The following is a 22,388-nucleotide window of genomic DNA, read 5'->3' on the forward strand; positions in this document are numbered from 1 at the left end:
TGCAGCCCGCGCCGGGGCGGCTCTGGACACCTCCGGCGGGGAGGCAGTGCTGGCGCAGGCGGACAGCACCGCGGCAGCAATAAACAAGATCAAAGGGGTCGGGCGCTTCATGCGGCCTCCGAAAGCGGTTTCTCACGATGGGCAGATTACCCGCCCCGGCGCGGGCTGCAATCCTGCCCGTGCCAGCAGGGGCGTCCGGTGGCGGGGAACCGCCATTGCCGCGGGGGGAAACCGCCTGAAATCCGGCGTGCGTTCCGGTGTCCGGGAAGTCGGTCAAACTTTAATCATTAGACATTTGTTAAATATGGCCGCCCACTACATATTGGGGTTGCGCATTGAGGCAGAAACAACCCTCAGGGCAGTTTGCCCCTCACGCCTGTGGGGCAGCTGACCACTTCGGGCAGAAAGGGACCGCGGCTGTTTCCCAAAATTTCGCGGTCCCTACAATCCCTGCCAACGCTTCTGTGCAGCCCCTGACCGCCCTGCGCAGACCGGTTTGCATACCTCAGCCAAAGGCCGCTTGGGACGCCTTTAGACAGGTTTCTGCATCGCGTCTGACGGCGCCTTGAACAGGCTGTCCCCAGGGCCGATAAGCCCTTTGGGCACCAGTTCTGAAATCGCTTCTGTCTTAAAGTCCGGCCGGTCGAACCGCTGGCCGCGCAGCAGCCGGAACAACAGCCGCCGCCGCAGCGCCAGCTCCTCACTTTCCAATGCGTCCTGCATGGCGCATCCCCCTTTTTCACTCCACGTGCCGACTATTCTGGATGAATCCGGCAAACAGATGGTTATTCGGGGGCAGGGGATTTCCGTGCAATTTGGCGTGTCTTTGCAAACTCCGCTGAGCCAAAGAAAAAGGCCGCCCCAAGGGCGGCCTTTCCCGTGTCTCACTGTCCCGGATGGGATCAGTTGGTTTCTTCGCCAGCGGCTTCGGCCGGTGCTTCGTCGTCGTCGGACGCAGCAGAGCCGATGTCGTCGAACAGCTCGGAAATCTCGAACTCTGCAGCGGCTTCCTCTTCGGCGGCCAGCTCCTGGATCGATTTGCCCGATGCCTGCAGTTCGGCTTCTTCTGCCGAACGTGCGACGTTCAGTTCGATGGTTGCTTCGACTTCCGGGTGCAGTTTCACGGAGACCGAGTGCAGGCCGAGGTCCTTGATCGGAGCGATCAGGGCGACCTGTTTCTTGTCGACCGAGAAACCGGCTTCGGTTGCAGCATCAGCCGCGTCGCGCGGGGTGACGGAGCCGTACAGCGCGCCCGCGTCCGAAGCGGAGCGAATCACGATGAACTGCTGGCCGTCCAGCTTCTCTGCCAGAGCCTCGGCTTCTTTCTTGGTCTCCAGGTTGCGCGCTTCCAGCTGCGCTTTCTGGGCTTCAAAAGAGGCGATGTTGGCTTCGGAAGCGGTCTTTGCCTTGCCCTGCGGCAGCAGGAAGTTGCGGGCGAACCCGGGCTTCACGTCAACGACGTCGCCCATCTGGCCCAGCTTTGCAACGCGCTCAAGAAGGATAACTTGCATCTGCTTATCTCCTTACTTCACGGCGTAGGGCAGCAGGGCGAGGAAGCGGGCGCGCTTGATAGCACGGGCCAGCTCACGCTGCTTCTTTGCCGAAACGGCGGTGATGCGCGAAGGCACGATCTTGCCGCGCTCAGAGATGTAGCGCTGCAGCAGACGGGTGTCTTTGTAGTCGATCTTCGGCGCATTTTCACCCGAGAACGGGCAAACCTTGCGGCGGCGGAAAAACGGTTTGGCTGCCATGATTTAGCGTCCTTTTCTCAAGCGTTGATCAGCGGCGCTCACGGCGATCGCCGCGTTCGTCGCGCTTCTGCATCTGGACCGAAGGGCCCTCGGCGTGCTCGTCGACCTTGATGGTCAGGACGCGCATCACGTCATCATGCAGACGCATCAGGCGCTCCATTTCCTGAACGGCGGCCGACGGTGCGTCGGTCTTCAGGAAGGCATAGTGGCCCTTGCGGTTCTTGTTGATCTTGTAGGCCATGGTCTTGACGCCCCAGTACTCCTGCTCGACCAGCTTGCCGCCGTTGTCGGACAGAACAGCACCGAAATGTTCGATGAGGCCTTCAGCTTGCGAGTTGGACAGGTCCTGACGCGCAATCATGACATGCTCATAGAGTGGCATGCGAACTCCTGTTTGTGTCTAGGCGCATTTCATAGACGGGGCATGTCACACTTCCGCTGCCCGGTCACGAGAGTCTGCGCGGATCGAAGATGTCGCGGAAGCAGGGCCTCCTATACAGGCTGGCGCCAAAAGAGCAAGTCCAAAGGGCGTTTTGCGCTGGCTGCAACACCCCGCCGCGGCAAAACCGCAAGCCCGCCCCATTGCTGCCCCAATGCCGGTCTTCACTCCTTAACGAAGCCTTAACGCGGAGAGAAGCCGCGGCGCCGGAATCCCAGACGCGGGACCCGCAGCAGGGCAGCAGAAACAGGACCGCAGCAGAAAGGGCAGTCAAATGGCAGTGACAGACCACACCCCGCCGCAGATTTCCGCAATGTCCAGCGCCCGGGCGCTTGGCGCAATTGCCAGCGCATCGCCGCTGCGCCTGCGGTTCGAAGCAAACTGGAAAGTGCGGGTGGTTGCGCTGAAACTTCTGGGCGCCGCGATGATCCTCAGCTCAACCGGCCTGTGGCTGGTGCAGGGGGCTGGTGCGGATGCGGAAATGAACCTGATCCGCTTCGGCCTCTCCGTTGCTTTCCTGCTGGCCGGGCTGGTCCTGATGACCGCGCATGAGCCTGAAGGCCGGCCGGAGGCCTGCTTTGATCCGGTGCGCCGCGAACTGCGGGTGCTCAAGCGCGACGCCCAGGGCCGTCCGCGCACCGTCCTGCGGCGCAGCTATGACACCTTGGGCGGCGCACGGCTCACTGCCAGCTCCGTCCAGCTGTTCGAGGGCGACGGCAGCCTGATGATCGAACTGCCTCTGGCCTCCGCCGCGGTGCGCAGCCAGCTGCGCGACCAGCTCAGCGGTGCGGTGCGGATCCTGACCTGATCCGCTTTCACATTTGCGCGAGATGCCGCCCGGCTGCCTGCAGCCGGGTTTTGTGTTCGCGCGCTCACAGATAATGTTGGATTTTGCAGTCTTCCTTTCGGGGGGGAAACAACCACATGTGTTGCCATAGAAATTCTTCAATTCGGAGCCTTTGAGATGAAAAAGACCCTGTTTGCCGCCGCCCTGGCCGCTGCCGCTGCAACCGGCGCTGCCGCCGCACCGGAGAAATACGTGCTGGACGCCGGCCACAGCCAGATTCTGTTCGATTACAACCACCTCGGCTACTCGACCACCTACGGCCTGTTCTCCGGCTTCGAAGGCGAGATCATGTTCGACCAGGAAGACCCGGCCGCTTCCAGCGTGTCGGTTTCGATGCCGCTCAGCAGCATGTTCACCGGCTGGCAGGCGCGCTTTGACCATTTCATGACCAAGGACTTCTTTGACGCCACCGAGGATGAAACCATCAGCTTCACCTCCACCGGCATCGAAGTGACCGGCGAAAATACCGCCAAGATCACGGGCGACCTGAACCTCAACGGCGTGACCAAATCCGTGGTGCTGGACGCCAAGCTGAACCAGGCCGGCGAACACCCGATGGCCAAGAAGCCCTGGGCCGGCTTTGACGCCACCACCCAGATCCTGCGCTCCGACTACAACCTGGGCCAGTTCGCCCCCTTCGTCAGCGATGAGGTCAACATCAAGATCTCCGTCGAGGCGATGAAGGCCGACGGCTGATCCAGCCGCCGCATCTTTGAAATTACAGCCGCCGGTTCCCTTGGGTCCGGCGGTTTTCCTTTGCGCCGCACTGCGAAGACCTCCCCAAACCGTGACCCAAGTTCACTGGCCTTTGCACCGCATCAGGCGCAGACTGTGGGCGGCCTCTCCGGCCACTTCGGAAAGGAGGCACCATGTTCCGCTTCGGCTTTCTCACTTCAGCCTGCGCGGCTTTGGCCCTTGCTGCCAACCTGGCCTTTACAGCACCCGCCGCAGCCCATGATTCCGGCAATGACGCCGCCCGTGCCATCGCCGGGCTGATTGCGCTTGGCATCATCGTCAAGAGCCTGGACAACGACCGCGACCGCCACCGCGGCCGCGCCTATTACCACCAGCCCCGGGAATATTACGGTCACCACGGCGCCCGCCGCCACCAACACGCGGGCCGCAACCGGCACCACGTCCGCCGCCACGGCGGCCACCGGCACCGCTCACGCCACGGCGGCTATTACTACCACCGGCATTGAAATCAGCGGGCAGATCAGGTCCCGGAAGCCTGTGAATAAGCAAAGCGCCGCGCGTCAGCGCGGCGCCAGGCCCAAGGCTGCCGGGGGGTGCCGGCCTTGCCGGCGCACCCGCCAGGCGCGGGAGAGCGGCCCTGTGCTGCCGGTTATTCGGCGCGCTTGGCGTCCAGTTCCACCGCGACATCCACGGCAAACGCCAGCGAGCTTTCATCGGGCAGGCTCTTGCCAACCCCGAAATCCAGCCGGTTCAGCGTCAGCCCGCCACTCATCTTGGCCGTATCCCCCTCAAGCACCAGATCAAAGGGCAGGGTGGCCGGCACGGTTTCCCCCTTGATGGTCAGGGTGCCTACTGCCTGATAGCCCTCTGCCAGCTTCTCGATCTCCGCAGTGAACTGCGCGGTGGGGAAATTGGCGCTGTCGAAGTAATCCGCGCCCATCGCCTGGCTTGCGACGGAGCCCAGCTCCAGCGAGGGGATTGCAATGGTCACCTCCACATCGCCCGCCGGGCCGGGGGCGGCAGGCTCCTCGAAATTGATCACCGCGGTCCACTCACCAAAACTGCCATTGATGACGCTGCCCATCTGAGTGACGGCGATGCCCAGCGTGCCGGATTGCACCGCCCAGCCGCCCGCGCCCTCGGGCGCTGCGGCAACCACCGGGGCAACGGTGCCTTCTGTGCCATGATCGTGGTCATGGCCGCCCAGAATGCCCAGCGCCGCACCGCCGCCCAGGACGCCGCCCCAGACCACCACTGCAGCCAGCATCGGTGCCAGGCTGTGCGCCTGCGCAGGCGGCTTGGGCAGGGTGCCGCTGCCCGGCAGCATCCGCCGCAGGGTGGCGTCGCGGTCGATCACATGGTGCTTCAGCGCACCGGCAATATGCAGCCCCAGCGCCGCCGCCAGCGTCCAGACCAGCAGCCAGTGCAAGCCGCCAAAGACTCCCGCAACCGCGTCGGACTTCGGCACAAACGGCAGCTCCTGCCCGAACGGCCACCAGATCGGCGCAAAGCCGGTGGTCGCCGCATGATGGATCCAGCCCGTGAGCGGCACCGCCACCAGCGAGCCGTACAGAAGCCAATGCACCACCTCCGCCGCCAGCGCCTCTGCCTTGCGCTCCGGGTGCAGCAGGCCGGGTTTCGGCTGGCTCAGCGCCCACAGGATCCGCAGCAGTGCAGTAAAGAACACCGCCACCCCAACGGTCTTGTGCAGGGAGAACAGCAGCGTTGCCCGCTCGATCACCGCCTGGCTGCCGTCAAACCCGGGGCTCTGGATCTCATGCGCCAGTTCATTGGCGACATAGCCCAGCGGAAAGGCAGAGAAGATCAGGAGGGCCGTAAGCCAGTGAAAGCCCTTGGCGACAGAGCCGTAAGACGAAAATGTATTGGAGCGGGACATAAAGCGCATTTCCTGGTCTGGGTCCGGTTGACCTTAACCTAACCGCGCGCACCCGGGATGCAACGCATGGGGCTGTCCGTCCATGCACAGGTTTCGTGCGCAATCTGCACCTTTGCTTGTACGTGAGGGAAAGGGCGGGTACATCAGGCAAAACGCTAAAACAGACGAGGTCATCAATGACGATCGCATTTGTGTTCCCCGGGCAGGGCGCCCAGACCATCGGCATGGGCAAGGCGCTGGCTGAGGCCTATCCCGCCGCCAAGGCCATCTTTGACGAGGTGGACAGCGCACTCGGCGAAAGCCTGAGCCAGCTGATCTGGGAGGGCGACATCGAAACCCTGACCCTGACCCAGAACGCCCAGCCCGCCCTGATGGCCACCTCGATGGCGGCCATGCGCGCGCTGGAGGCCGAAGGCGTCACCATCGAAAGGGCCGCCTTTGTGGCCGGCCACTCCTTGGGCGAATACTCCGCACTTGCTGCCGCCGGTGCCATTTCGGTAGCCGATACCGCCCGCCTGCTGCGCACCCGCGGCCTTGCGATGCAAAGCGCGGTGCCGGTGGGCGAGGGCGCCATGGCCGCGATCCTGGGCCTCGATCTGGATGCCGTGCGCGCGGTGGCTGAGGAAGCCGCGCAGGGCGAGGTCTGCCAGGCCGCCAATGACAATGACCCGACCCAGGTGGTGGTCTCCGGCGCCAAGGCCGCGGTGGAACGTGCGGCTGAGATTGCCAAGGAAAAGGGTGCCAAACGCGCGGTGATGCTGCCGGTGTCCGCCCCCTTCCATTGCGCCCTGATGCAACCTGCCGCTGACGCCATGGCGGAGGCGCTGGCGGGTGTTGATATCAAATCCCCCGCAGTTCCGCTGATCGCCAACGTCCGCGCCGATGCTGTCACCAGCCCGGACGAAATCCGCCAATTGCTGGTGGAGCAGGTCACCGGCTCCGTGCGCTGGCGTGAAAGCGTGCAGGCCATGGCCGCCAAGGGCGTCACTGAGTTCTGGGAAATCGGCGCAGGCAAGGCTCTGTCGGGCATGATCCGCAAGATCGACCGCAATCTCGCCTGCCGCCAGGTCGGCACGCCCGAGGACGCCGCGGCCGCCGCCGGGGCCTGATCCATGCAGCGCCGCCTCGCGTTTCTGGCATCCAGCCTTGCCCTTGCCGCAGCCGTGGCAGTGGCGGGCGGGCTGATGCTCAGCCACGCGCAGGCGGCCAGTTTCAAGCTGCAGGGGCAGGACATTCTGGTCAACGGCACCGTCAACGGCAAGTCGCTGCGCAAGTTCCGCGCCTTCATGGCCAAGAACCCGGATGCGCAGCGGCTGGTGCTGCTGGACATGCCCGGCTCTGACGATGACGAGACCAATCTGAAAATCGGCCACATGGTCCGCGATCTGGGCCTCGGCACCCATGTCACCGCCAGCAGCCGGATCTATTCCGGCGCTGTGGAGCTGTTCCTGGCCGGCACCGAGCGCACGATGGAGGCAGGCGCCGTCCTGGGCGTCCACGCCTGGGAAGGTGACAGGACAGCCGACGAATACCCGCGCTGGCATCCGGAACACGCCCCCTATGTGGCCTATACAACCCGGATGCTGGGCAGCGCCGATTTCTACTGGTTCACCGTCCACGCGGCCCCCGCCAGCTCAATGCACGAAATGACCGAGGCCGAGATAGAGCGCTTCGGTCTCCTGACACAACCGGTCCTGCGGGACTAAGAAGCCAAGAGGGCAAGAAACATGTTTGATCTTACAGGAAAAAATGCGCTGGTCACCGGCGCCTCCGGCGGTATCGGCGGCGACATCGCCCGCGCCCTGCACGCCGCTGGCGCCACCGTGGCGCTGTCCGGCACCCGCGAGGAGCCGCTCAAGGCGCTGGCGGCTGAGCTGGGCGAGCGCGCCCATGTGCTGACCTGCAACCTGTCGGACGCAGACTCGGTTGAGGCACTGCCGAAACAGGCGGCGGAGGCAATGGGCTCGGTCGACATCCTGGTGAACAACGCAGGCATCACCCGCGACAACCTGTTCATGCGCATGAAGGACGAGGAGTGGCAGAGCGTGCTGGACGTGAACCTCACCTCCACCATGCGGCTCTGCCGCGGCGTGCTGCGCGGCATGATGAAGGCGCGCTGGGGCCGCATCATCAACATCTCCTCCGTGGTGGGTGCCACCGGCAACCCGGGCCAGGGCAACTATGCCGCCTCCAAGGCCGGCATGGTCGGCATGTCCAAGTCGCTGGCCTATGAGGTCGCCAACCGCGGCATCACCGTCAATGCCGTGGCACCGGGCTTCATCGCCACCGCGATGACCGACAAGCTGAATGACAACCAGAAAGACGCGATCCTGACCCAGATCCCGGCCGGCCGGATGGGAGATTCGAAGGAAATCGCCTCTGCCGTGCTGTATCTGGCCAGCCAGGAAGCAGGCTATGTCACCGGCACCACCCTGCATGTGAACGGCGGCATGGCGATGATCTGAGCGCCCCGCCGCGCCGCATCATTATTGAACCCCGTAGCCTGTCTGCGGGGTTTTTCCGTCTCTGCAGCCCGGAACAAGAGCCGCAACCGGGGTTGGCCGGAGGCGCCAAATGATTGAAATCCGGTGAAAAAGCAAAAAAGATGCAGTGCAGGTCTTGCAACCACTTGATTACAAGGCCATCTGCACGCTTCATAGCGGCCACAGGCAAACCGCGCTGCCGCTTGATGACCGCGCGAAACCGTTTGCCTTGGCTGCGGTCTATGCTATAGGCGGCCCATATCCGCTGGTATTTCCTAACGGAAACGCCGCACTGTCCCCGTCCCGCGGGGATCACACCGCCCGCTCCGGGCAAAACCACGCCGCCCGGCTAGGGCAGGGCAGAACCGGGCAGAGTGCCCTGTAAAACGAGGAAGAGACATGAGCGACGTCGCAGATCGCGTTAAAAAGATCGTTGTTGAGCACCTGGGTGTTGAAGAAGACAAGGTCACCGAAAACGCCTCCTTCATCGACGATCTGGGCGCAGACAGCCTGGACACCGTGGAACTGGTGATGGCGTTTGAAGAAGAGTTCGGCATCGAGATCCCGGACGACGCAGCCGAAACCATCCAGACCTTCGGCGACGCGGTCAAGTTCATCTCCGAAGCGTCCTAAGCCACGCTTCCGGATGACCGGATTTCACGGCGCTCTCCTGCACGGAGGGCGCCGTTTTCTTTTGCCCGCCTGCCTGCGCCGAATCTGCTGCTGCGGCATTCTGGCCCCTTGTGCCTGTGGCGTTTGTTTGCGCTACCAGCGCGCCCGGAATTCCACGCCGCAATTGTTCTATAAATGGTCAGGATACGGCGTATCGCCGGCCTCAATCCGTGTTACTCTGAACCCATGAGGCATGACATGAGGAGACTGGCACTATGATCATCTACCCCACGATGCAAATTCAGAATGGCCGTTGCGTGACGCTCGAAAAAGGCCGCCTGGACGAGCCGCAGATCTGGCACGTGGACCCGGTGGAAACCGCCAAGGGCTTCGCTGCAGCCGGGGCGGAATGGATGCACCTCACCGATTTCAACGCGCTGGAAGGCGACAACAGCAACGAGGAACTGGTCACCGACATCATCCGCGCTGCCGGTATCCCGGTGCAGCTGGGCGGCGGCATGCGCTCGCGCGAGCAGGTCGAGTACTGGATCGACAAGGGCGCAGGGCGTGTCGTGATCGGCACCCTGGCCGCGCGCGATCCGCATCTGGTGCGCGAACTGGCCGAACACCACCCCGACCAGATCGTTCTGGCGGTGGACATCTGGCAGGGCCAGGTGATGACCGATGGCTGGCGCAAGTCTGGCGCTTTCACCCCGGAGGCCTATCTTGAGGCTTTTGCGGGCGCGCCCTTTGCAGGCATCCTCATCACCGATATCGACGCTGATGTTGCCGATACCGAGGCGCAGATGGGGCTGATCTCGCATCTGGCCTCGCTGGTGAAACTGCCGGTGATCGCCAGCGGCGTAGTGCGCAACGCTGATGACATCTCACGGCTGAAGTACATCCACAACATCGCCGGTGCCCAGATCGGCCGGGCCCTGTTCAGCAAGACCATCGCGCTGGAGGATGCGCTGGCCGTGGCCCGCCCGGAACCGGAACCGGTCGCCGAATTCCAGTAAGGCCGGCATCCGGCACGCAAGACCAGGGGCGCCTGCCAGCGGGCGCCCCTTCGTTATGGGCGTAACCGGCTTGGCTGCGGCCAGAGGTGCTGCACGGATGCCAGCCGCGGGTCCCGGGCTGGTCTCAGGCCGGTTTGACCGCGGCTTTCGATGCCAGTTCCGTCGCGGTCTCGGCCTGTTTCGACCAGTTGAGGAGGCTGCGCAGTTCTTCTGCCGTCATTGGCTTCAGGAATTTCACCCCAACATAATCAGCGCTCTGCCAGGTCACCTGGGCCCGGATTTCACCTACACCGGGAAAGACGGCAATGACGTCTTTCTTTGGCGGTGGCAGCGGGGTGCCGGGCAGCTGCCAGATCCGGATCTTGGCGCCCATGCGGCTGATGTCGACCAGTTTGGCGCGCAGCATCTGCGCCGGGGTTTTCAAGGAACAGGGCAGCGAGCAGGGGTAGCGGCGGCGCCTGCGCCGGTGGCGCCGGGCGACCCGCTCCGCCAGAAACATGCCGCCGCCGCCCAGCACCAGTGCGGACAGCGATCCGGCAATGGCCGTCTCCTGTGAAATGCCCCTGATCCGCCCCATCCCGGCCGCTGTGTCCGCGGAACTTTCCTTCTCCGGCGCATAGTCGCAGGGCAGCGGGATGATCCGGGCGGCAAACTCCTCCAGCAGCGCCGATGTGCCAAGCCGCTGCGCGCTGACTTCCGCCTTTGCTTGCCCATGCCGGTTATACACCTGAAGCAGCCCTTTCTGCTGGGTGATCAGCCGCATCGCCAGCGGCTCATACGCGTCCATGCCGGCCCGCCGCATTTGCATCCGCAGTGTGACATCCGGATGATCCTCCAGCCAATGCTCCAGCTGCCGGGCCGCGCGCGGCCCGTTCCCGGTGCGCAGATACTCCAGGAACTGGCGCGCTTCATGCTGGAAAATCACAAGATCGGATTGCAGAACGCAGGTGGGCCTGGACGCCTCAGCCCGCCCTGCGCTGCACCAGAGCGCTGCAGGCGCAGCAAGCGCAACCAGGATCAGTGGCCAATGTTTCATGCGGGGCTCGCCTTGCAGATCAAAAAGGTGGTTTCGCGCGGTTTCCGTTCAATCACTCTACCAAGGAGGGTGCTGGCAGTTATTAACGCAACCATTTACGGGAGTTAATTCGCCGTAAAAGCGCCCGTGGGTGACAGGGTAAGGAGGGCAGGAGGAAACAGGATATGCCGCAAATCAGCAGCAGGAGACGCAAACGGAGCACAGGCCGCGCCGCATGCAAAGCATCAGCCGGGCTCTGGGCCCGGCTGCAGGCCGCTGGCCTGAAAAGTGATTCTGGCTGGTTTGGCAGCCGCGCTGCCAAGGACGCTGCCGGGGGCGTTTACAGCCCCAGCCGCACTTCCTCGCGCATGCCGCCTTCTTCCATCGGGAATTCCTCCAGCAGCCGGTGCAGCTGCATGAAGTTGAATTCCTTGATGAATTGCACACCGACATAATCCGCGGTCTTCCAGCGCACCTGGGCGTCCACCGTATAGCCGCCAAAGTTCAGTTTCACCCGGCCTGAGGCATCGACCTGCGTGTCCGGGTGCACCTTGGCGCCGGCCCGGCTGAGGTCGACCAGGTGGCCCCGCACCGTGCGCCCGCCGGCCTGCAGCACGCAAGGCACGGCACAGGGGTAGCGTTTGGTGCGGCGGATCTTGCGGATGCCGATCCGGTCGAGAAAGTACAAAACGCTGCCGCCCAGCACCAGGAAGGACACCCAGGCAATCGCGGCATTGATGATCTGCTGGCGCTGGCGGGCGTCATTGGCGTTGATCGCCACCAGCTTGCTGCCGAAACCGTCTTCCTTGATCTGATCGCACGGCAGTGCCTCAACCCGGATGCCATAGTCCGACTGCAACGCGAAAACCCCCATGTGGCGGGCGGTTTCCAGCGCCGCCTGGCGGCCCTGGCTGGAGAGGATCTGCAGCAGCACAGTGGATTGCTGCATCAGCTTCAGCGTGCCGGCTTCGACCTGCTGAATGCCGACGGCCCGCATCCGCTGCTTCAGCGGGGCAGGCGGATTCGTACCGATCCAGCTGTTCAATTGCTGCACGTAATAGGCGCCTTCGCCGGTCTCGAGGTAGGACAGGAAGCCCGCCGAAGCCCGGTTCAGTCCGGAGAGATCCTGATGCACAGGACAGGCCGCCTCCGCCCGCAGGGGAAGCAGGGACAGGGTCAGCAGAACCGCAGCAGTCGGAAGCCATTGGCGCATGGCGGGGTAGTCCTCACGTATCTCCGCAGGAGATTTTGGCGCAAAGTTGCAAATTTGAGGTTAACAAGGCCGGATTGCAGCCCGGAAAGTTCCTGTTTCCCTCCCGCCAGATGCTGCAACGGGGATGCCGTCTCAATCCGGAGTCTTGCTGCCGGCAAAGGAAAAAACGAAAAAAAGACGGGCTGGAGACAAAATGGCCCAGAGCTCCAGCCCGTTTTGGCATTCGATGAGGACGGATGCCGAGTTTCGCGTTTTGATAAATTCAACCTAAGTGTGAGTCGTTAATCAAACGTTCCCGCAGCGCAAAAACACCGTCACCGCCCATTTTCCGTAACGTCACGGCGGGTGCCAGCCCGCTCTTGCACCCGGTTGCCATTCCAAGCTATTTGAACGGACGGATTGCCGAGGCATAGGAGAGCAAGGAATGCGCCGAGTAGTAGTCACCGGACTGGGCCTGGTCACCCCGCTGGCCAGCGGAGTCGAAGAAACCTGGTCCCGGTTGCTGGATGGACAGTCGGGCGCCGGCCCCATCACCCTGTTTGATGCTGAAGCAAGCGGCGTCACCACCACCTACGCCTGCGAAGTTCCGCGCGGCGACGGCGCGGATGGCACGTTCAATCCGGATGACTGGGTCATCAAGAAAGAACAGAAGAAGATTGACGACTTCATCCTCTATGGCATCGCTGCCGCCGATATGGCCGTGCGCGACGCCGGCTGGACGCCCGAGGACGAGGAAAGCCGCCTGCGCACCGGCGTGATGATCGGCTCCGGCATCGGCGGGTTGTCGTCGATCGCCGACACCGCGGTGATGATCAAGGAGAAGGGCCCCCGCCGGGTGTCGCCGTTCTTCATCCCCGGCGCGCTGATCAACCTGATTTCCGGTCAGGTCTCGATCCGTTTCGGCTTCAAGGGCCCGAACCACTCCGTCGTGACCGCCTGTTCGACCGGCGCCCATGCCATCGGCGACGCGGCCCGGCTGATCAAATCCGGCGACGCCGACGTGATGATTGCAGGCGGCGCCGAAGCCGCGATCTGCGAGATCGGCATTGCCGGCTTCAACGCCTGCAAGGCGCTGTCGACCAAACGCGCCGATGACCCCAAGGCCGCCTCGCGCCCCTATGACGCCGACCGCGACGGGTTCGTGATGGGCGAGGGCGCTGGCATCGTGGTGCTGGAAGACTACGAGCACGCCAAGGCCCGCGGCGCCAAGATCTATGCCGAGGTGCTGGGCTATGGCCTTTCCGGCGACGCCTACCACATCACCGCGCCCTCCGAGGACGGCGAGGGCGGCGAACGCTCGATGAAGGCTGCTCTGGCCAACGCAGGCCTGGACGCTTCCGCCATCGACTACATCAACGCCCACGGCACCTCGACCATGGCGGACACCATCGAACTGGGCGCGGTTGAACGCCTGCTGGGCGATCACGCCGCCAATGTCACCATGTCCTCGACCAAATCCGCCACCGGCCACCTCTTGGGTGCCGCCGGCGCGATTGAGGCGATCTTCTCGATCCTGGCGATCCGCGACCAGGTGGCGCCGCCGACCATCAACCTCGACAACCCCGCGGTCGAAACCCCGGTCGACCTGGCCCCCAACGCCAAGCGCGAGCGCAAGATCAACGTGGCCCTGTCGAACTCCTTCGGCTTCGGCGGCACCAACGCATCGGTCCTGTTCGGGAAACCTGACTGATGTGGCGCAGCCTCGCCTCTAACATGCTGACTGTCCTGATCGCCGCCCTGTTCCTGCTGGGCGGCCTCATCCTGTGGGGCAAGTCGCAATATACTGCCGGGGGCCCGCTCGATACCGCCATCTGCCTGCGGGTGGAGCGCGGCTCCAACATGGCCCGCGTCAGCCGCGACCTGGAAACCCAGGGCGCCGTCTCCTCCGGCACCATCTTCCGCCTCGGCGCCAAATACAGCGAGAAGACCGGCCAGCTGAAGGCCGGCAGCTTCCTGGTGGAGCCGGGCAGCTCGATGGAGCGCATCGTTGACGAGATCACCCATTCCGGCGCCTCCACCTGCGGCACCGAAATCGTCTACCGCGTCGGCGTGACCCGGACCCAGGCGCTCGTGCGCGAACTGGACCCGGCGACCAGCAAGTTTGAGGTGATCGCCGACTTCGTCCTCGGCGAGGATGAGGTCCCGGCCCAGTACACCGAGACCCGCCAGGACACCGACACCCGCTACCGCATCGCGCTGGCCGAAGGCGTGACCAGCTGGCAGGTGGTCGCGGCGCTGAAATCCATGGATGTGCTGGACGGCGACCCGGGCGAGCGCCCCGCCGAGGGCCTCTTGGCACCCGACAGCTATGAGGTCACCCCCGGCACAGACCGCGCTGCGGTGCTGGCCGAGATGCAGAAACGCCAAGAGCTGCGCATCAACGCCGCCTGGGAAAGCCGCTCCGCGGATGCGGTGGTGAAAACCCCGGAGGAAATGCTGATCCTCGCCTCGATCATCGAGAAGGAGACCGGCGTCGCCGAGGAACGCGGCCTGGTCGCCTCTGTGTTCACCAACCGCCTCAACCGCGGCATGCGCCTGCAGACCGACCCGACGGTGATCTACGGCGTCACCAAGGGCGAGGGGACCTTGGGCCGCGGCCTGCGCCAAAGCGAGCTGCGCAAACCCACCCCCTGGAACACCTATGTGATCGAGGGCCTGCCGCCCACGCCCATCGCCAACCCCGGCCTTGCCAGCCTGGAGGCCGCAGTGAATCCGGAGACCACCAACTACGTGTTCTTCGTCGCTGACGGCACCGGCGGCCACGCCTTTGCCGAGACGCTGGACGAGCACAACGCCAACGTCGCCAAATGGCGCGAGATCGAGGCCCAGCAGCAAAACAACTGACCGGACGCCGGAATTCTGCGAGAATTCCGGCCCGGAAAACACGTGTTTTCCGAGCCGTTTCCCGCGCCGGGAAACGGTCTGCGGGGCAGGGGCAAAAACAGGGAAGGGCGCCGGTTGGCGCCCTTTTTTTGTTACTGCAGGAAGCAGAGATTGCGCGCTGCAAGTGCGGCCGTTTGCGGGTGCTCTCGTTCTTTTCCATGGCCTTATTGCCTTTCGGCCGGTATGCAAAAGAGGGAGGGTAGGTTGTGGAACGCAAGCTGGCGGCAGTCTTAATCGCCGATATGGTCGGGTACACCAGCCGGATGGAACAAGACGAAGCCGGCACGCTCGCTTCGCTGTCTGCATTTTTTGATACGCTCTCCGCCCCGCTTATTGCTTCCCATCGCGGCCGCATCGTCAAGCAATTGGGCGATGGTCTTCTGGCCTGCTTCGACAGTGCTGCCGACGCTGTTTCTTGTGCCATCGAATGGCAGCAAGCGCAGGGTGAGGCTGCCGATCCGATCCGCTTTCGAATTGGTATTAATCTCGGCGACATAATCATTCGTGACGGCGATGTCTTCGGATCGGGTGTCAACCTGGCTTCAAGGTTGGAGCAGCTTGCCCCGCCCGGCGGAGTGCTAATCTCGGAAGCTGTTTACCGTGTTGTTGGAACCAGTCTCCCGGTTACTTGGGAAGATACCGGGCTCCACACTCTCAAAAACGTCGCCTCGCCGGTGCGCGCCTGGCGTTATGGCGGGGTGAAAGAGGCGGACACAGGACAAGTTCGGCCGGCTGATCCCGGAACGGCTAAGGTTGCCGTTCTTCCCTTCGATAGCATGAGCGGCGATACCGATCAGTCATTTTTCAGCGAAGGTATTGCAGAAGATGTTATCACAGGCTTGTCACGTTTCCGCACCCTCCAGGTCACTTCAAAGAACGCATCCTTCCGCTTCAAACCGAAGGATACAGACCCGGCCGAAATAGCCGAGGCGCTCGGTGTCGATTACCTCGTTCAGGGCAGCGTCCGGAAGGCCGGGGGACGGGTACGTATCTCGGTTCAGCTTGCGGATGCCCATAAAGGGATCCAGCTTTGGTCGGAGCGCTATGACCGCGAATTGGAAGATGTATTCGCCGTGCAGGACGAAGTAGCGCGCAGTGTCGCGGCGGTCTTGCCCGGACGGGTGCAACACGACGTGGTTGACCGCGCCGCTCATAAGCCGGCGGATGAAATGAAGGCCTACGAATTGATGCTGAAGGGCAAGGCGCTGCGAGACGGGCTGAATGCGCAGGACACAGCAACTGCACGCGTGCTCCTCGAACGGGCAGTCGTGCTCGATCCGTCTGTTGCGCGAACTTACATGTACCTGTCAGACACCTATGTGATTGACCTCTGGCTCGGTCTTGCGGACCCGGACGCGCCCGACCATGCACTTAAGACCGCCCGCAAAGGCGCTGCACTTGATAACCGCGACGTCTATATCCAGGATCAACTCGGGTTTGCATACCTTTGTGCGGGTCTTTGGGATGAAGCAGAAGCCCAGTTCGAAAGAACACTGTCGCAAATCGTCAATGAAGCAGAATCCATGGCGTGGTGCGGCTACGCGTTTCTCTTGCTAGGACGTCAGGAAAAAGCGCGCGATGTCGTGTCGGAAGCGATGCGTCTGGACCCGCTGCATCCGCCCGCCATTAAATGGATCATGGGACAGGCAGAGTTCTTTAGGGGCAACTATGAAGCGGCGCTTGGTATGTTGAATGGCGAGGCGCGTTTAAACTCGCTCGCCTCAGCATTTGTCGCTGCATCCTACGCACATCTCGGCCGTCGAAAGGAAGCCGCAGCCGCATTGAAGGAGTTCGTCGCTGAACGCCATGACGAATTCGCCAGCCGCGGCATTGAAGTCGATGAGGATACCGTTACGAGTCTTGCGCGCGGGTTTGAAACGATGTGGCGGCGGCCGGGGGATTTTGCTCTCGTTGCGGATGGTTTGCGCGCCTCAGGACTCAGCAGCTGAACCTAGCGATCCTAAGTATTTCCTTCCGGTCCTTCTTATTCTCCGCCTCCCCCGTTGCGTACCCACCGTACGCACCTCTCCCCATAACCCTTGACTTTTACGCCAAAATCGCGTATAGGTTGTGGTGCAGCTGGAAGAAACATGGACGGCCCCGGACCCCCTCCGCCGGCGGCCGTCCTGTCTTTCTCTCGTGCGGACAAGAACGCATGAGGCAGAGCATATCATGACAGATCAGACCAATGGCCCGGCACCGGGCCGCACAGGGCCGGGCTACCCGGCACCGGCCCCCTCAGAACCGGACCGCGCAGCACCGGCCCCCTCTGAACAGGGCCCCTCTGAACAGGGCCAGGCACCGGACCAGGACGGCGCCGCCCTCCTGAAACGGCGGGTGCATTACACCGCCGATCTCCTGCTGTCCCTGCAGGACAGCATCCACCGCCTGCGCAAAGAAGCAGAGGAGCTCCGGGAGCAGCTCGAAACCACCGGCGCCGATGAAATGACCGGCGCCAAATCCCAGGTCCGCAAGCTCGAGGACCTGATCCGGGACTGCCAGAAAGTGGAGAAGACCCTTGCAGAACAAAGCACCGACGTCGCCCGCCTGCTCAAATCCGAACATGAACTCGATCTCGTCGCGGCGCGCGCAGCTGTCGAGCTCGGACTTTCTCGCCTGCGTGCCGCCCTCGCTCCTGAGCTGCTTCTTGGATGAGCTGGACCGCAAGACCCTTGGCGCGCTGCCGCATCTCTTCCACATCTGGGCGCTGGATCACCAGCGCCCGCCGCCGGGCGATTGGCGTGCCTGGGTGATCCTGGGCGGGCGCGGCGCGGGCAAGACGCGGGCAGGGGCCGAATGGGTCCGCTCGCTGGCTGAGGGCGCGTGGCCTCACGACCCCGGCACCGCCCGGCGCATCGCACTAGTGGCGGAAACCTATGACCAGGTGCGCGACGTGATGATCCACGGCGACAGCGGAATCCTGGCCTGCTCGCCGCCGGACCGCCGCCCCAAGTGGAAGGCGTCAGAGCGCAAGCTGATCTGGCCAAACGGCGCAGAGGCGCAGGCGTTCTCCGCCCACGACCCCGAGGCGCTGCGCGGCCCCCAGTTCGACGCCGCCTGGGCGGATGAACTGGCCAAGTGGAAGAAGGGGCAGGAGAGCTGGGACATGCTGCAATTCGCGCTTCGGCTGGGGCAGGATCCCCGCGTCTGCGTCACCACCACCCCGCGCAACGTAGCCGTCCTGAAACGGCTGCTGGCCTCGCCCAGCACCGTCACCACCCATGCCCCGACCGAAGCCAACCGCGCCAACCTCGCAGCCTCCTTCCTGACGGAGGTCCGCGCGCGCTACGCGGGCACCCGGCTGGGCCGGCAGGAGCTGGACGGGGTGATGCTGTCGGACATCCAGGGCGCGCTCTGGACCACCGCAGCGCTGGTGGAGGCCCAGGTGGCCGAGGCGCCGCCGCTGGACCGGGTGGTGGTCGCCGTCGACCCGGCGGTCAGCGCGGGCAAGGCGTCTGACGCCTGCGGCATCGTGGTGGCGGGCGCGGTCACCCACGGCCCGCCGCAGGACTGGCAGGCCTATGTGCTGGCGGATTGCACCGTGCAGGGGGCCACGCCGATGACCTGGGCGCAGGCGGTGATCTCCGCCCGCGACCGCTTTGGTGCCGAACGGGTGGTGGCAGAGGTCAACCAGGGCGGCGCCCTGGTCGAAACCGTGCTGCGCCAGGCCGACCCGCTGGTGCCGTTCCGCACCCTGCACGCGCGAAAGGGCAAATCCGCCCGCGCCGAACCCGTCGCGGCACTTTATGAGCAGGGCCGGGTGCGCCACCTGCCGGGATTGGGAGAGCTCGAGGACCAGATGTGCCAGATGACCCCGCAGGGCTACCGCGGCAGCGGCTCTCCCGACCGGGTCGATGCGCTGGTCTGGGCCTTGCATGAGCTGATCATCCAGCCCGCCGCCAACCTGCGCAGGCCGCAGGTCAGGGTGCTCTAGAACCTCTCAAAAACCAACCGCCCGGCGGCACGCCGGGCAGCGCCCGTCCCGCCCTCCGTCATGCCGGAGGCGTGCTTCCAGCACGATGGGGCGGGCGCTTTGCTTTCCACCCCGCCGGGACCGGCGCTGCCCTCAGTGTGATGCAACACTGTATTGTTTCCAACATATCTCCTTTATTTCAGATGGTTGGCGTAGGGTGTTGCGTGCCCACCGTACGCACCGCTTGCCAAATCTTCAGGCCTTTCCGGCACAAATATTCCTCAGCAAAGGCGCACCAGCCCCAAGGGCCAGCAGCGTCACCTAGGAACAACCTGAGGAGCGGACCATGGTCTTTGACCTGCTGCGGCGCAAAACGCCGGACCCCCAAAAACCGGGCCCCAATAATCCGGGCCTGGAACAGAAGGCCAGCCAGACCGCCCGCGTGGTCTCCTGGCACGGCGCCGGCCGCATCGCCTGGAGCCCGCGCGACACCGTATCCCTGACCCGCAGCGGCTTTGCCGGCAATCCGGTCACCCACCGGGTGATCCGCCTGATCGCCGAGGCCGCCGCCGCCGTGCCGCTGGTGCTGCAGGACAGCCGCCAGCGCTACGACACCCACCCCTGGCTGGCGCTGCTGGCCCGTCCCAACCCGGCCCAGACCCAGGCGGAGCTGCTGGAGGCGCTCTACGGCCACCTGCTCCTGTCCGGCAACGCCTATATCGAGATGGTCACGGCAGAGGACGCAACCCCCGCAGAACTGCACGTGCTGCGCTCCGACCGGATGAACGTGGTGCCGGGGCCGGACGGCTGGCCCGCAGGCTTTGACTATGTGGTCGGCGGACGCAAGCACCGCTTCGCCAACGAGCCCGGCAACGCCCCGGTCTGCCACATCAAAAGCTTCCACCCGCAGGACGACCACTACGGCCTCTCACCCCTGCAATCGGCGGCAATGGCCATCGACGTCCACAACGCCGCCTCGCGCTGGTCCAAGGCGCTGCTTGATAACGCAGCCCGCCCCTCCGGCGCGCTGGTCTGGACCGGTTCCGACGGCCAGGGGCAGATGTCCGACGATCAATTCCGCCATCTAAGCGAAGAAATTCAAACGAATTTCCAAGGCGCCAACAATGCCGGCCGCCCGATGGTGCTGGAGGGCGGATTGGACTGGAAACCGATGGGCTTCTCGCCCTCCGACATGGAATTCCAGAAAACCAAGGACACCGCCGCCCGCGAGATTGCGCTCGCCTTCGGGGTGCCGCCGATGCTGATCGGCATCCCCGGCGATGCGACCTATGCCAACTATCAGGAGGCCAACCGCGCCTTCTACCGTCTGACCGTACTGCCCTTGGTCTCCAAGGTGACGGCGGCGCTGTCCGGCTGGCTCACCGCCTGGACCGGCGACGCGCTGACGCTGAAGCCCGACCTCGACCAGCTGCCTGCGCTCGCGGCAGAGCGCGAGGCGCAATGGCGGCGCATCACCTCCGCGGATTTCCTCTCCCATGAGGAAAAGCGGCGTCTGCTGGGGTTGCCCACAGAAACCCTGCCCCCAGACCACACTGAGGGCGCGCAGACGGAGGGCGGACAGGATGACTGAGCACCCGATGCACGCATTTGATTGTTCACCGGGATTGCGCCTGTCCGCCCATGAGCGGGTCGCCCAGATCCAGAATGACGCGGTAAACCGCCGCCTCGACCGGATCGAACAGATGATGGAGCGGCTGGAGAAACGCCTCTGGCTCACCGTCTACGGCGTCGCGGCGGTGATCCTGGCGCAGGCCTTCCAATCCTTCCTGACGGTGCAATTGCCGTAGTTCCAACGACTTGCGAGGTTCAGATGATGCAGGGATCCCCCCAGCTGGAACATAAATTCGCACGCTTCGGCGAGGATCTCTCGCTGAAGGATGCAACCGAAATCAAGGGCTACGCCAGCCTGTTCGGCCAGACCGACCAGGGCGGTGACGTGGTGATGCGCGGCGCCTATGCGGCCTCGCTCAAGGCGCTCCGCGATCAGGGCCGCACGGTCAAGATGCTGTGGCAGCACGACCCGGCACAGCCCATCGGCGTCTGGGACGAGGTGCGCGAGGACACGCGCGGACTGTATGTGAAGGGCCGCATCCTCACCGCCACCCCCAAAGGCGCCGAAGCGGCAGCCTTGATCGAGGGTGGCGCCATCGACGGCCTGTCGATCGGCTACCGCACTCAGAAAGCCAGCCGCGCCCCCGACGGCAGCCGCCATCTCACGCAGGTGGAGCTGTGGGAGGTGTCACTGGTCACCTTCCCGATGCTGCCCGCCGCCCGGGTGGCAGCCAAATCCTCCGCCGATGCGGAAGCACAAGCGCTGCGCGCCCTGGCCGACGGCCTGCGCCAGATCACCCGTGACCTCAGAACAGGACACCCATCATGAGCAATCAAGACCTCCCGGCCCAAACCGGGGACGCAGCGCCCCTGGCGTATGAAGTGAAACAGGCCATCTCCGGCTTTCTTCATGAATTCAAGGGGTTTCAGGACGACGTGCAATCAAGGCTGAAACAGGCAGAAGAGCGAGTGACCATGCTGGACCGTAAGACAATCTCTCAGAACCGCCCCCATCTGGCAGCCAGCCAGGACGCGGGTGCCCCGCACCAGAAGGCGTTCAACGCCTACCTGCGCAACGGCGACGACGATGGCCTGCGCGGGCTTGAGCTGGAGGGCAAATCCATGTCCACCGCGGTGGGCAGCGACGGCGGCTATCTGGTCGACCCGCAGACCGCGGACACCGTCAAGGCGGTACTGAACGCCTCCGCCTCGATCCGCGCCGTGGCCTCCGTGGTGCATGTGGAGGCCTCAAGCTATGACGTGCTGATCGACCACAGCGAAATGGGCGCCGGCTGGGCCAATGAAACCGGCCCGTCCACGGAAACCTCCACCGGCAGCATCGACCGCATCTCGATCCCGCTGCATGAGCTGAGCGCGCTGCCCAAGGCATCGCAGCGGCTGCTCGATGACAGCGCCTTTGATATCGAGGGCTGGCTGGCAGGCCGCATCGCAGACAAATTCGCGCGGTCTGAGGCCGACGCCTTCATCAACGGCGACGGCAACGACAAGCCCACCGGTTTCATGAACTACAACGTCGAGGAAAACGGCAACTGGACCTGGGGCAACATCGGCTACAAGGCCACCGGCGTCGAAGGCGAGATCGGCAACGGCGACGCGATCATCGACCTGGTCTATGCGCTGGGGGCGGAATACCGCGCCAACGCCACCTTCATTCTGAACTCCAAGACCGCGGGAATGCTGCGGAAATTGAAGGATGCCGATGGCCGCTTCCTGTGGTCCGACGGTCTGGCCGCAGGCGAGCCTGCGCGCCTGATGGGCTACCCGGTGCTGATCGCCGAGGACATGCCGGACCCGGCCGCCAACAGCTTCCCGATCGCCTTCGGCGACTTCCGCGCCGGCTACACCATTGCCGAACGCCCGGACCTGCGCGTCATGCGCGACCCCTTCAGCGCCAAGCCGCATGTGCTGTTCTACGCGACCAAGCGCGTCGGCGGCGACGTCAGCGACTTTGCCGCGATCAAGCTGATGAAATTCGGCCTGAGCTGACCGCTCAGCGCTGATGGCGGACCGGCAGCCCGGTCCGCCGG

24 protein-coding genes are annotated in these 22,388 nt (G+C 64.1%); 17 read left to right on the top strand and 7 right to left on the bottom strand.

The window, feature by feature from the left end; all coding sequences use genetic code 11:
- Positions 1 to 531: 531 nt before the first annotated feature.
- The 4 genes from RA24_RS05615 to rpsF all read right to left on the bottom strand — a co-directional run bounded on the left by RA24_RS05615 (position 532) and on the right by rpsF (position 2,133).
- A complete protein-coding gene (locus tag RA24_RS05615) occupies positions 532 to 723 on the bottom strand; it encodes a hypothetical protein (RefSeq protein WP_019295530.1) in 192 nt (63 codons plus the stop codon).
- A 179-nt stretch (positions 724 to 902) separates the two neighbouring features.
- Positions 903 to 1,511: a 50S ribosomal protein L9 gene (gene rplI / locus RA24_RS05620; protein ID WP_019295531.1), complete on the bottom strand. Its 609-nt coding sequence runs from the start codon at positions 1,509 to 1,511 to the stop codon at positions 903 to 905.
- A gap of 12 nt (positions 1,512 to 1,523) precedes the next feature.
- Positions 1,524 to 1,751: a 30S ribosomal protein S18 gene (gene rpsR, locus RA24_RS05625; protein WP_005608650.1), complete on the bottom strand. Its 228-nt coding sequence runs from the start codon at positions 1,749 to 1,751 to the stop codon at positions 1,524 to 1,526.
- Between the two features lie 28 nt (positions 1,752 to 1,779).
- Positions 1,780 to 2,133 (bottom strand): 30S ribosomal protein S6, encoded by a 354-nt coding sequence (gene rpsF / locus RA24_RS05630; RefSeq protein ID WP_019295532.1) that lies wholly within the window; start codon positions 2,131 to 2,133, stop codon positions 1,780 to 1,782.
- Between the two features lie 331 nt (positions 2,134 to 2,464).
- Here rpsF and RA24_RS05635 point away from each other — a divergent pair, with 331 nt between their 5' ends.
- From RA24_RS05635 to RA24_RS05645, 3 genes are all read left to right on the top strand, one after another.
- Positions 2,465 to 2,998, top strand: a complete 534-nt coding sequence (locus tag RA24_RS05635; RefSeq protein ID WP_019295533.1) for a hypothetical protein — start codon at positions 2,465 to 2,467, stop codon at positions 2,996 to 2,998.
- 156 nt (positions 2,999 to 3,154) lie between these two features.
- Complete coding sequence (locus RA24_RS05640; protein WP_039146241.1) at positions 3,155 to 3,733, top strand: YceI family protein; 579 nt, start codon at positions 3,155 to 3,157, stop codon at positions 3,731 to 3,733.
- 173 nt (positions 3,734 to 3,906) lie between these two features.
- Positions 3,907 to 4,239: a hypothetical protein gene (locus tag RA24_RS05645; RefSeq protein WP_039190405.1), complete on the top strand. Its 333-nt coding sequence runs from the start codon at positions 3,907 to 3,909 to the stop codon at positions 4,237 to 4,239.
- Positions 4,240 to 4,382: 143 nt separating this feature from the next.
- Here RA24_RS05645 and RA24_RS05650 read toward each other — a convergent pair whose 3' ends face one another.
- Positions 4,383 to 5,630, bottom strand: a complete 1,248-nt coding sequence (locus RA24_RS05650) for a cytochrome b/b6 domain-containing protein (RefSeq protein WP_039190407.1) — start codon at positions 5,628 to 5,630, stop codon at positions 4,383 to 4,385.
- A gap of 176 nt (positions 5,631 to 5,806) precedes the next feature.
- Here RA24_RS05650 and fabD point away from each other — a divergent pair, with 176 nt between their 5' ends.
- The 5 genes from fabD to RA24_RS05675 all read left to right on the top strand — a co-directional run bounded on the left by fabD (position 5,807) and on the right by RA24_RS05675 (position 9,744).
- Positions 5,807 to 6,739, top strand: coding sequence for an ACP S-malonyltransferase (gene fabD / locus RA24_RS05655; protein ID WP_039190409.1), 933 nt, complete (start codon positions 5,807 to 5,809; stop codon positions 6,737 to 6,739).
- Between the two features lie 3 nt (positions 6,740 to 6,742).
- A complete protein-coding gene (locus RA24_RS05660) occupies positions 6,743 to 7,336 on the top strand; it encodes a COG3904 family protein (protein WP_052269540.1) in 594 nt (197 codons plus the stop codon).
- Between the two features lie 21 nt (positions 7,337 to 7,357).
- Positions 7,358 to 8,095 (top strand): 3-oxoacyl-ACP reductase FabG, encoded by a 738-nt coding sequence (fabG, locus tag RA24_RS05665; protein WP_039146230.1) that lies wholly within the window; start codon positions 7,358 to 7,360, stop codon positions 8,093 to 8,095.
- A gap of 417 nt (positions 8,096 to 8,512) precedes the next feature.
- Positions 8,513 to 8,746, top strand: coding sequence for an acyl carrier protein (locus RA24_RS05670; protein WP_005982462.1), 234 nt, complete (start codon positions 8,513 to 8,515; stop codon positions 8,744 to 8,746).
- Positions 8,747 to 9,000: 254 nt separating this feature from the next.
- Entirely contained in the window at positions 9,001 to 9,744 is a 744-nt protein-coding gene (locus tag RA24_RS05675; protein ID WP_019295540.1) for a 1-(5-phosphoribosyl)-5-[(5-phosphoribosylamino)methylideneamino]imidazole-4-carboxamide isomerase, read from the top strand.
- Between the two features lie 124 nt (positions 9,745 to 9,868).
- Here the strand turns inward: RA24_RS05675 and RA24_RS05680 are convergent, their stop codons facing one another.
- Together RA24_RS05680 and RA24_RS05685 are read right to left on the bottom strand one after the other, a co-directional pair.
- Positions 9,869 to 10,780, bottom strand: a complete 912-nt coding sequence (locus tag RA24_RS05680; protein WP_019295541.1) for a PilZ domain-containing protein — start codon at positions 10,778 to 10,780, stop codon at positions 9,869 to 9,871.
- A gap of 319 nt (positions 10,781 to 11,099) precedes the next feature.
- The gene (locus RA24_RS05685; RefSeq protein WP_039170008.1) at positions 11,100 to 11,972 is read right to left on the bottom strand and encodes a PilZ domain-containing protein; all 873 of its coding nucleotides are present in this window, start codon (positions 11,970 to 11,972) and stop codon (positions 11,100 to 11,102) included.
- A gap of 424 nt (positions 11,973 to 12,396) precedes the next feature.
- Between RA24_RS05685 and fabF the strand changes: the two genes are divergently transcribed.
- From fabF to RA24_RS05730, 9 genes are all read left to right on the top strand, one after another.
- On the top strand, positions 12,397 to 13,662 hold the full coding sequence (fabF, locus tag RA24_RS05690) for a beta-ketoacyl-ACP synthase II (RefSeq protein WP_039190411.1): 1,266 nt from the start codon (positions 12,397 to 12,399) through the stop codon (positions 13,660 to 13,662).
- Positions 13,662 to 14,816, top strand: a complete 1,155-nt coding sequence (mltG, locus tag RA24_RS05695) for an endolytic transglycosylase MltG (protein WP_039190412.1) — start codon at positions 13,662 to 13,664, stop codon at positions 14,814 to 14,816. Before fabF ends, mltG begins: the two co-directional genes overlap by 1 nt.
- Positions 14,817 to 15,061: 245 nt before the next feature.
- Entirely contained in the window at positions 15,062 to 16,804 is a 1,743-nt protein-coding gene (locus tag RA24_RS05700; RefSeq protein ID WP_039190414.1) for an adenylate/guanylate cyclase domain-containing protein, read from the top strand.
- A 223-nt stretch (positions 16,805 to 17,027) separates the two neighbouring features.
- The gene (locus tag RA24_RS05705) at positions 17,028 to 17,510 is read left to right on the top strand and encodes a hypothetical protein (protein WP_241480908.1); all 483 of its coding nucleotides are present in this window, start codon (positions 17,028 to 17,030) and stop codon (positions 17,508 to 17,510) included.
- Positions 17,503 to 18,789: a DNA-packaging protein gene (locus tag RA24_RS05710; RefSeq protein ID WP_039190416.1), complete on the top strand. Its 1,287-nt coding sequence runs from the start codon at positions 17,503 to 17,505 to the stop codon at positions 18,787 to 18,789. The genes RA24_RS05705 and RA24_RS05710 overlap by 8 nt, the downstream gene beginning before the upstream one ends.
- Positions 18,790 to 19,114: 325 nt before the next feature.
- Positions 19,115 to 20,359 carry a phage portal protein gene (locus RA24_RS05715; RefSeq protein WP_039190418.1) on the top strand — a complete coding sequence of 415 codons (1,245 nt, stop codon included), beginning with the start codon at positions 19,115 to 19,117 and terminating at the stop codon, positions 20,357 to 20,359.
- A complete protein-coding gene (locus tag RA24_RS05720) occupies positions 20,352 to 20,576 on the top strand; it encodes a GTA head formation protein, RCAP_rcc01685 family (protein ID WP_039182700.1) in 225 nt (74 codons plus the stop codon). The genes RA24_RS05715 and RA24_RS05720 overlap by 8 nt, the downstream gene beginning before the upstream one ends.
- Positions 20,577 to 20,602: 26 nt before the next feature.
- Positions 20,603 to 21,169 carry an HK97 family phage prohead protease gene (locus RA24_RS05725; protein WP_446720210.1) on the top strand — a complete coding sequence of 189 codons (567 nt, stop codon included), beginning with the start codon at positions 20,603 to 20,605 and terminating at the stop codon, positions 21,167 to 21,169.
- Positions 21,166 to 22,347: a phage major capsid protein gene (locus RA24_RS05730; protein WP_039190421.1), complete on the top strand. Its 1,182-nt coding sequence runs from the start codon at positions 21,166 to 21,168 to the stop codon at positions 22,345 to 22,347. Before RA24_RS05725 ends, RA24_RS05730 begins: the two co-directional genes overlap by 4 nt.
- Positions 22,348 to 22,388: the final 41 nt, after the last annotated feature.

Origin of the sequence: Leisingera sp. ANG-M6 (genome assembly GCF_000813905.1) — a bacterium.
Lineage (GTDB): Bacteria > Pseudomonadota > Alphaproteobacteria > Rhodobacterales > Rhodobacteraceae > Leisingera.

Excerpts from the sequence above, each read along its gene's own strand:
- RA24_RS05670 (WP_005982462.1), top strand. The coding sequence starts at position 8,513 with ATGAGCGACGTCGCAGATCGCGTTAAAAAGATCGTTGTTGAGCACCTG.
- RA24_RS05635 (WP_019295533.1), top strand. The coding sequence starts at position 2,465 with ATGGCAGTGACAGACCACACCCCGCCGCAGATTTCCGCAATGTCCAGC.
- rpsR (WP_005608650.1), bottom strand. The coding sequence starts at position 1,751 with ATGGCAGCCAAACCGTTTTTCCGCCGCCGCAAGGTTTGCCCGTTCTCG.
- RA24_RS05680 (WP_019295541.1), bottom strand. The coding sequence starts at position 10,780 with ATGAAACATTGGCCACTGATCCTGGTTGCGCTTGCTGCGCCTGCAGCG.
- RA24_RS05645 (WP_039190405.1), top strand. The coding sequence starts at position 3,907 with ATGTTCCGCTTCGGCTTTCTCACTTCAGCCTGCGCGGCTTTGGCCCTT.
- RA24_RS05640 (WP_039146241.1), top strand. The coding sequence starts at position 3,155 with ATGAAAAAGACCCTGTTTGCCGCCGCCCTGGCCGCTGCCGCTGCAACC.
- RA24_RS05705 (WP_241480908.1), top strand. The coding sequence starts at position 17,028 with ATGACAGATCAGACCAATGGCCCGGCACCGGGCCGCACAGGGCCGGGC.
- fabF (WP_039190411.1), top strand. The coding sequence starts at position 12,397 with ATGCGCCGAGTAGTAGTCACCGGACTGGGCCTGGTCACCCCGCTGGCC.
- fabD (WP_039190409.1), top strand. The coding sequence starts at position 5,807 with ATGACGATCGCATTTGTGTTCCCCGGGCAGGGCGCCCAGACCATCGGC.
- rpsF (WP_019295532.1), bottom strand. The coding sequence starts at position 2,133 with ATGCCACTCTATGAGCATGTCATGATTGCGCGTCAGGACCTGTCCAAC.
- RA24_RS05660 (WP_052269540.1), top strand. The coding sequence starts at position 6,743 with ATGCAGCGCCGCCTCGCGTTTCTGGCATCCAGCCTTGCCCTTGCCGCA.
- RA24_RS05685 (WP_039170008.1), bottom strand. The coding sequence starts at position 11,972 with ATGCGCCAATGGCTTCCGACTGCTGCGGTTCTGCTGACCCTGTCCCTG.
- RA24_RS05725 (WP_446720210.1), top strand. The coding sequence starts at position 20,603 with ATGCAGGGATCCCCCCAGCTGGAACATAAATTCGCACGCTTCGGCGAG.
- mltG (WP_039190412.1), top strand. The coding sequence starts at position 13,662 with ATGTGGCGCAGCCTCGCCTCTAACATGCTGACTGTCCTGATCGCCGCC.
- rplI (WP_019295531.1), bottom strand. The coding sequence starts at position 1,511 with ATGCAAGTTATCCTTCTTGAGCGCGTTGCAAAGCTGGGCCAGATGGGC.
- RA24_RS05650 (WP_039190407.1), bottom strand. The coding sequence starts at position 5,630 with ATGTCCCGCTCCAATACATTTTCGTCTTACGGCTCTGTCGCCAAGGGC.
- fabG (WP_039146230.1), top strand. The coding sequence starts at position 7,358 with ATGTTTGATCTTACAGGAAAAAATGCGCTGGTCACCGGCGCCTCCGGC.
- RA24_RS05730 (WP_039190421.1), top strand. The coding sequence starts at position 21,166 with ATGAGCAATCAAGACCTCCCGGCCCAAACCGGGGACGCAGCGCCCCTG.
- RA24_RS05715 (WP_039190418.1), top strand. The coding sequence starts at position 19,115 with ATGGTCTTTGACCTGCTGCGGCGCAAAACGCCGGACCCCCAAAAACCG.
- RA24_RS05615 (WP_019295530.1), bottom strand. The coding sequence starts at position 723 with ATGCAGGACGCATTGGAAAGTGAGGAGCTGGCGCTGCGGCGGCGGCTG.
- RA24_RS05720 (WP_039182700.1), top strand. The coding sequence starts at position 20,352 with ATGACTGAGCACCCGATGCACGCATTTGATTGTTCACCGGGATTGCGC.
- RA24_RS05675 (WP_019295540.1), top strand. The coding sequence starts at position 9,001 with ATGATCATCTACCCCACGATGCAAATTCAGAATGGCCGTTGCGTGACG.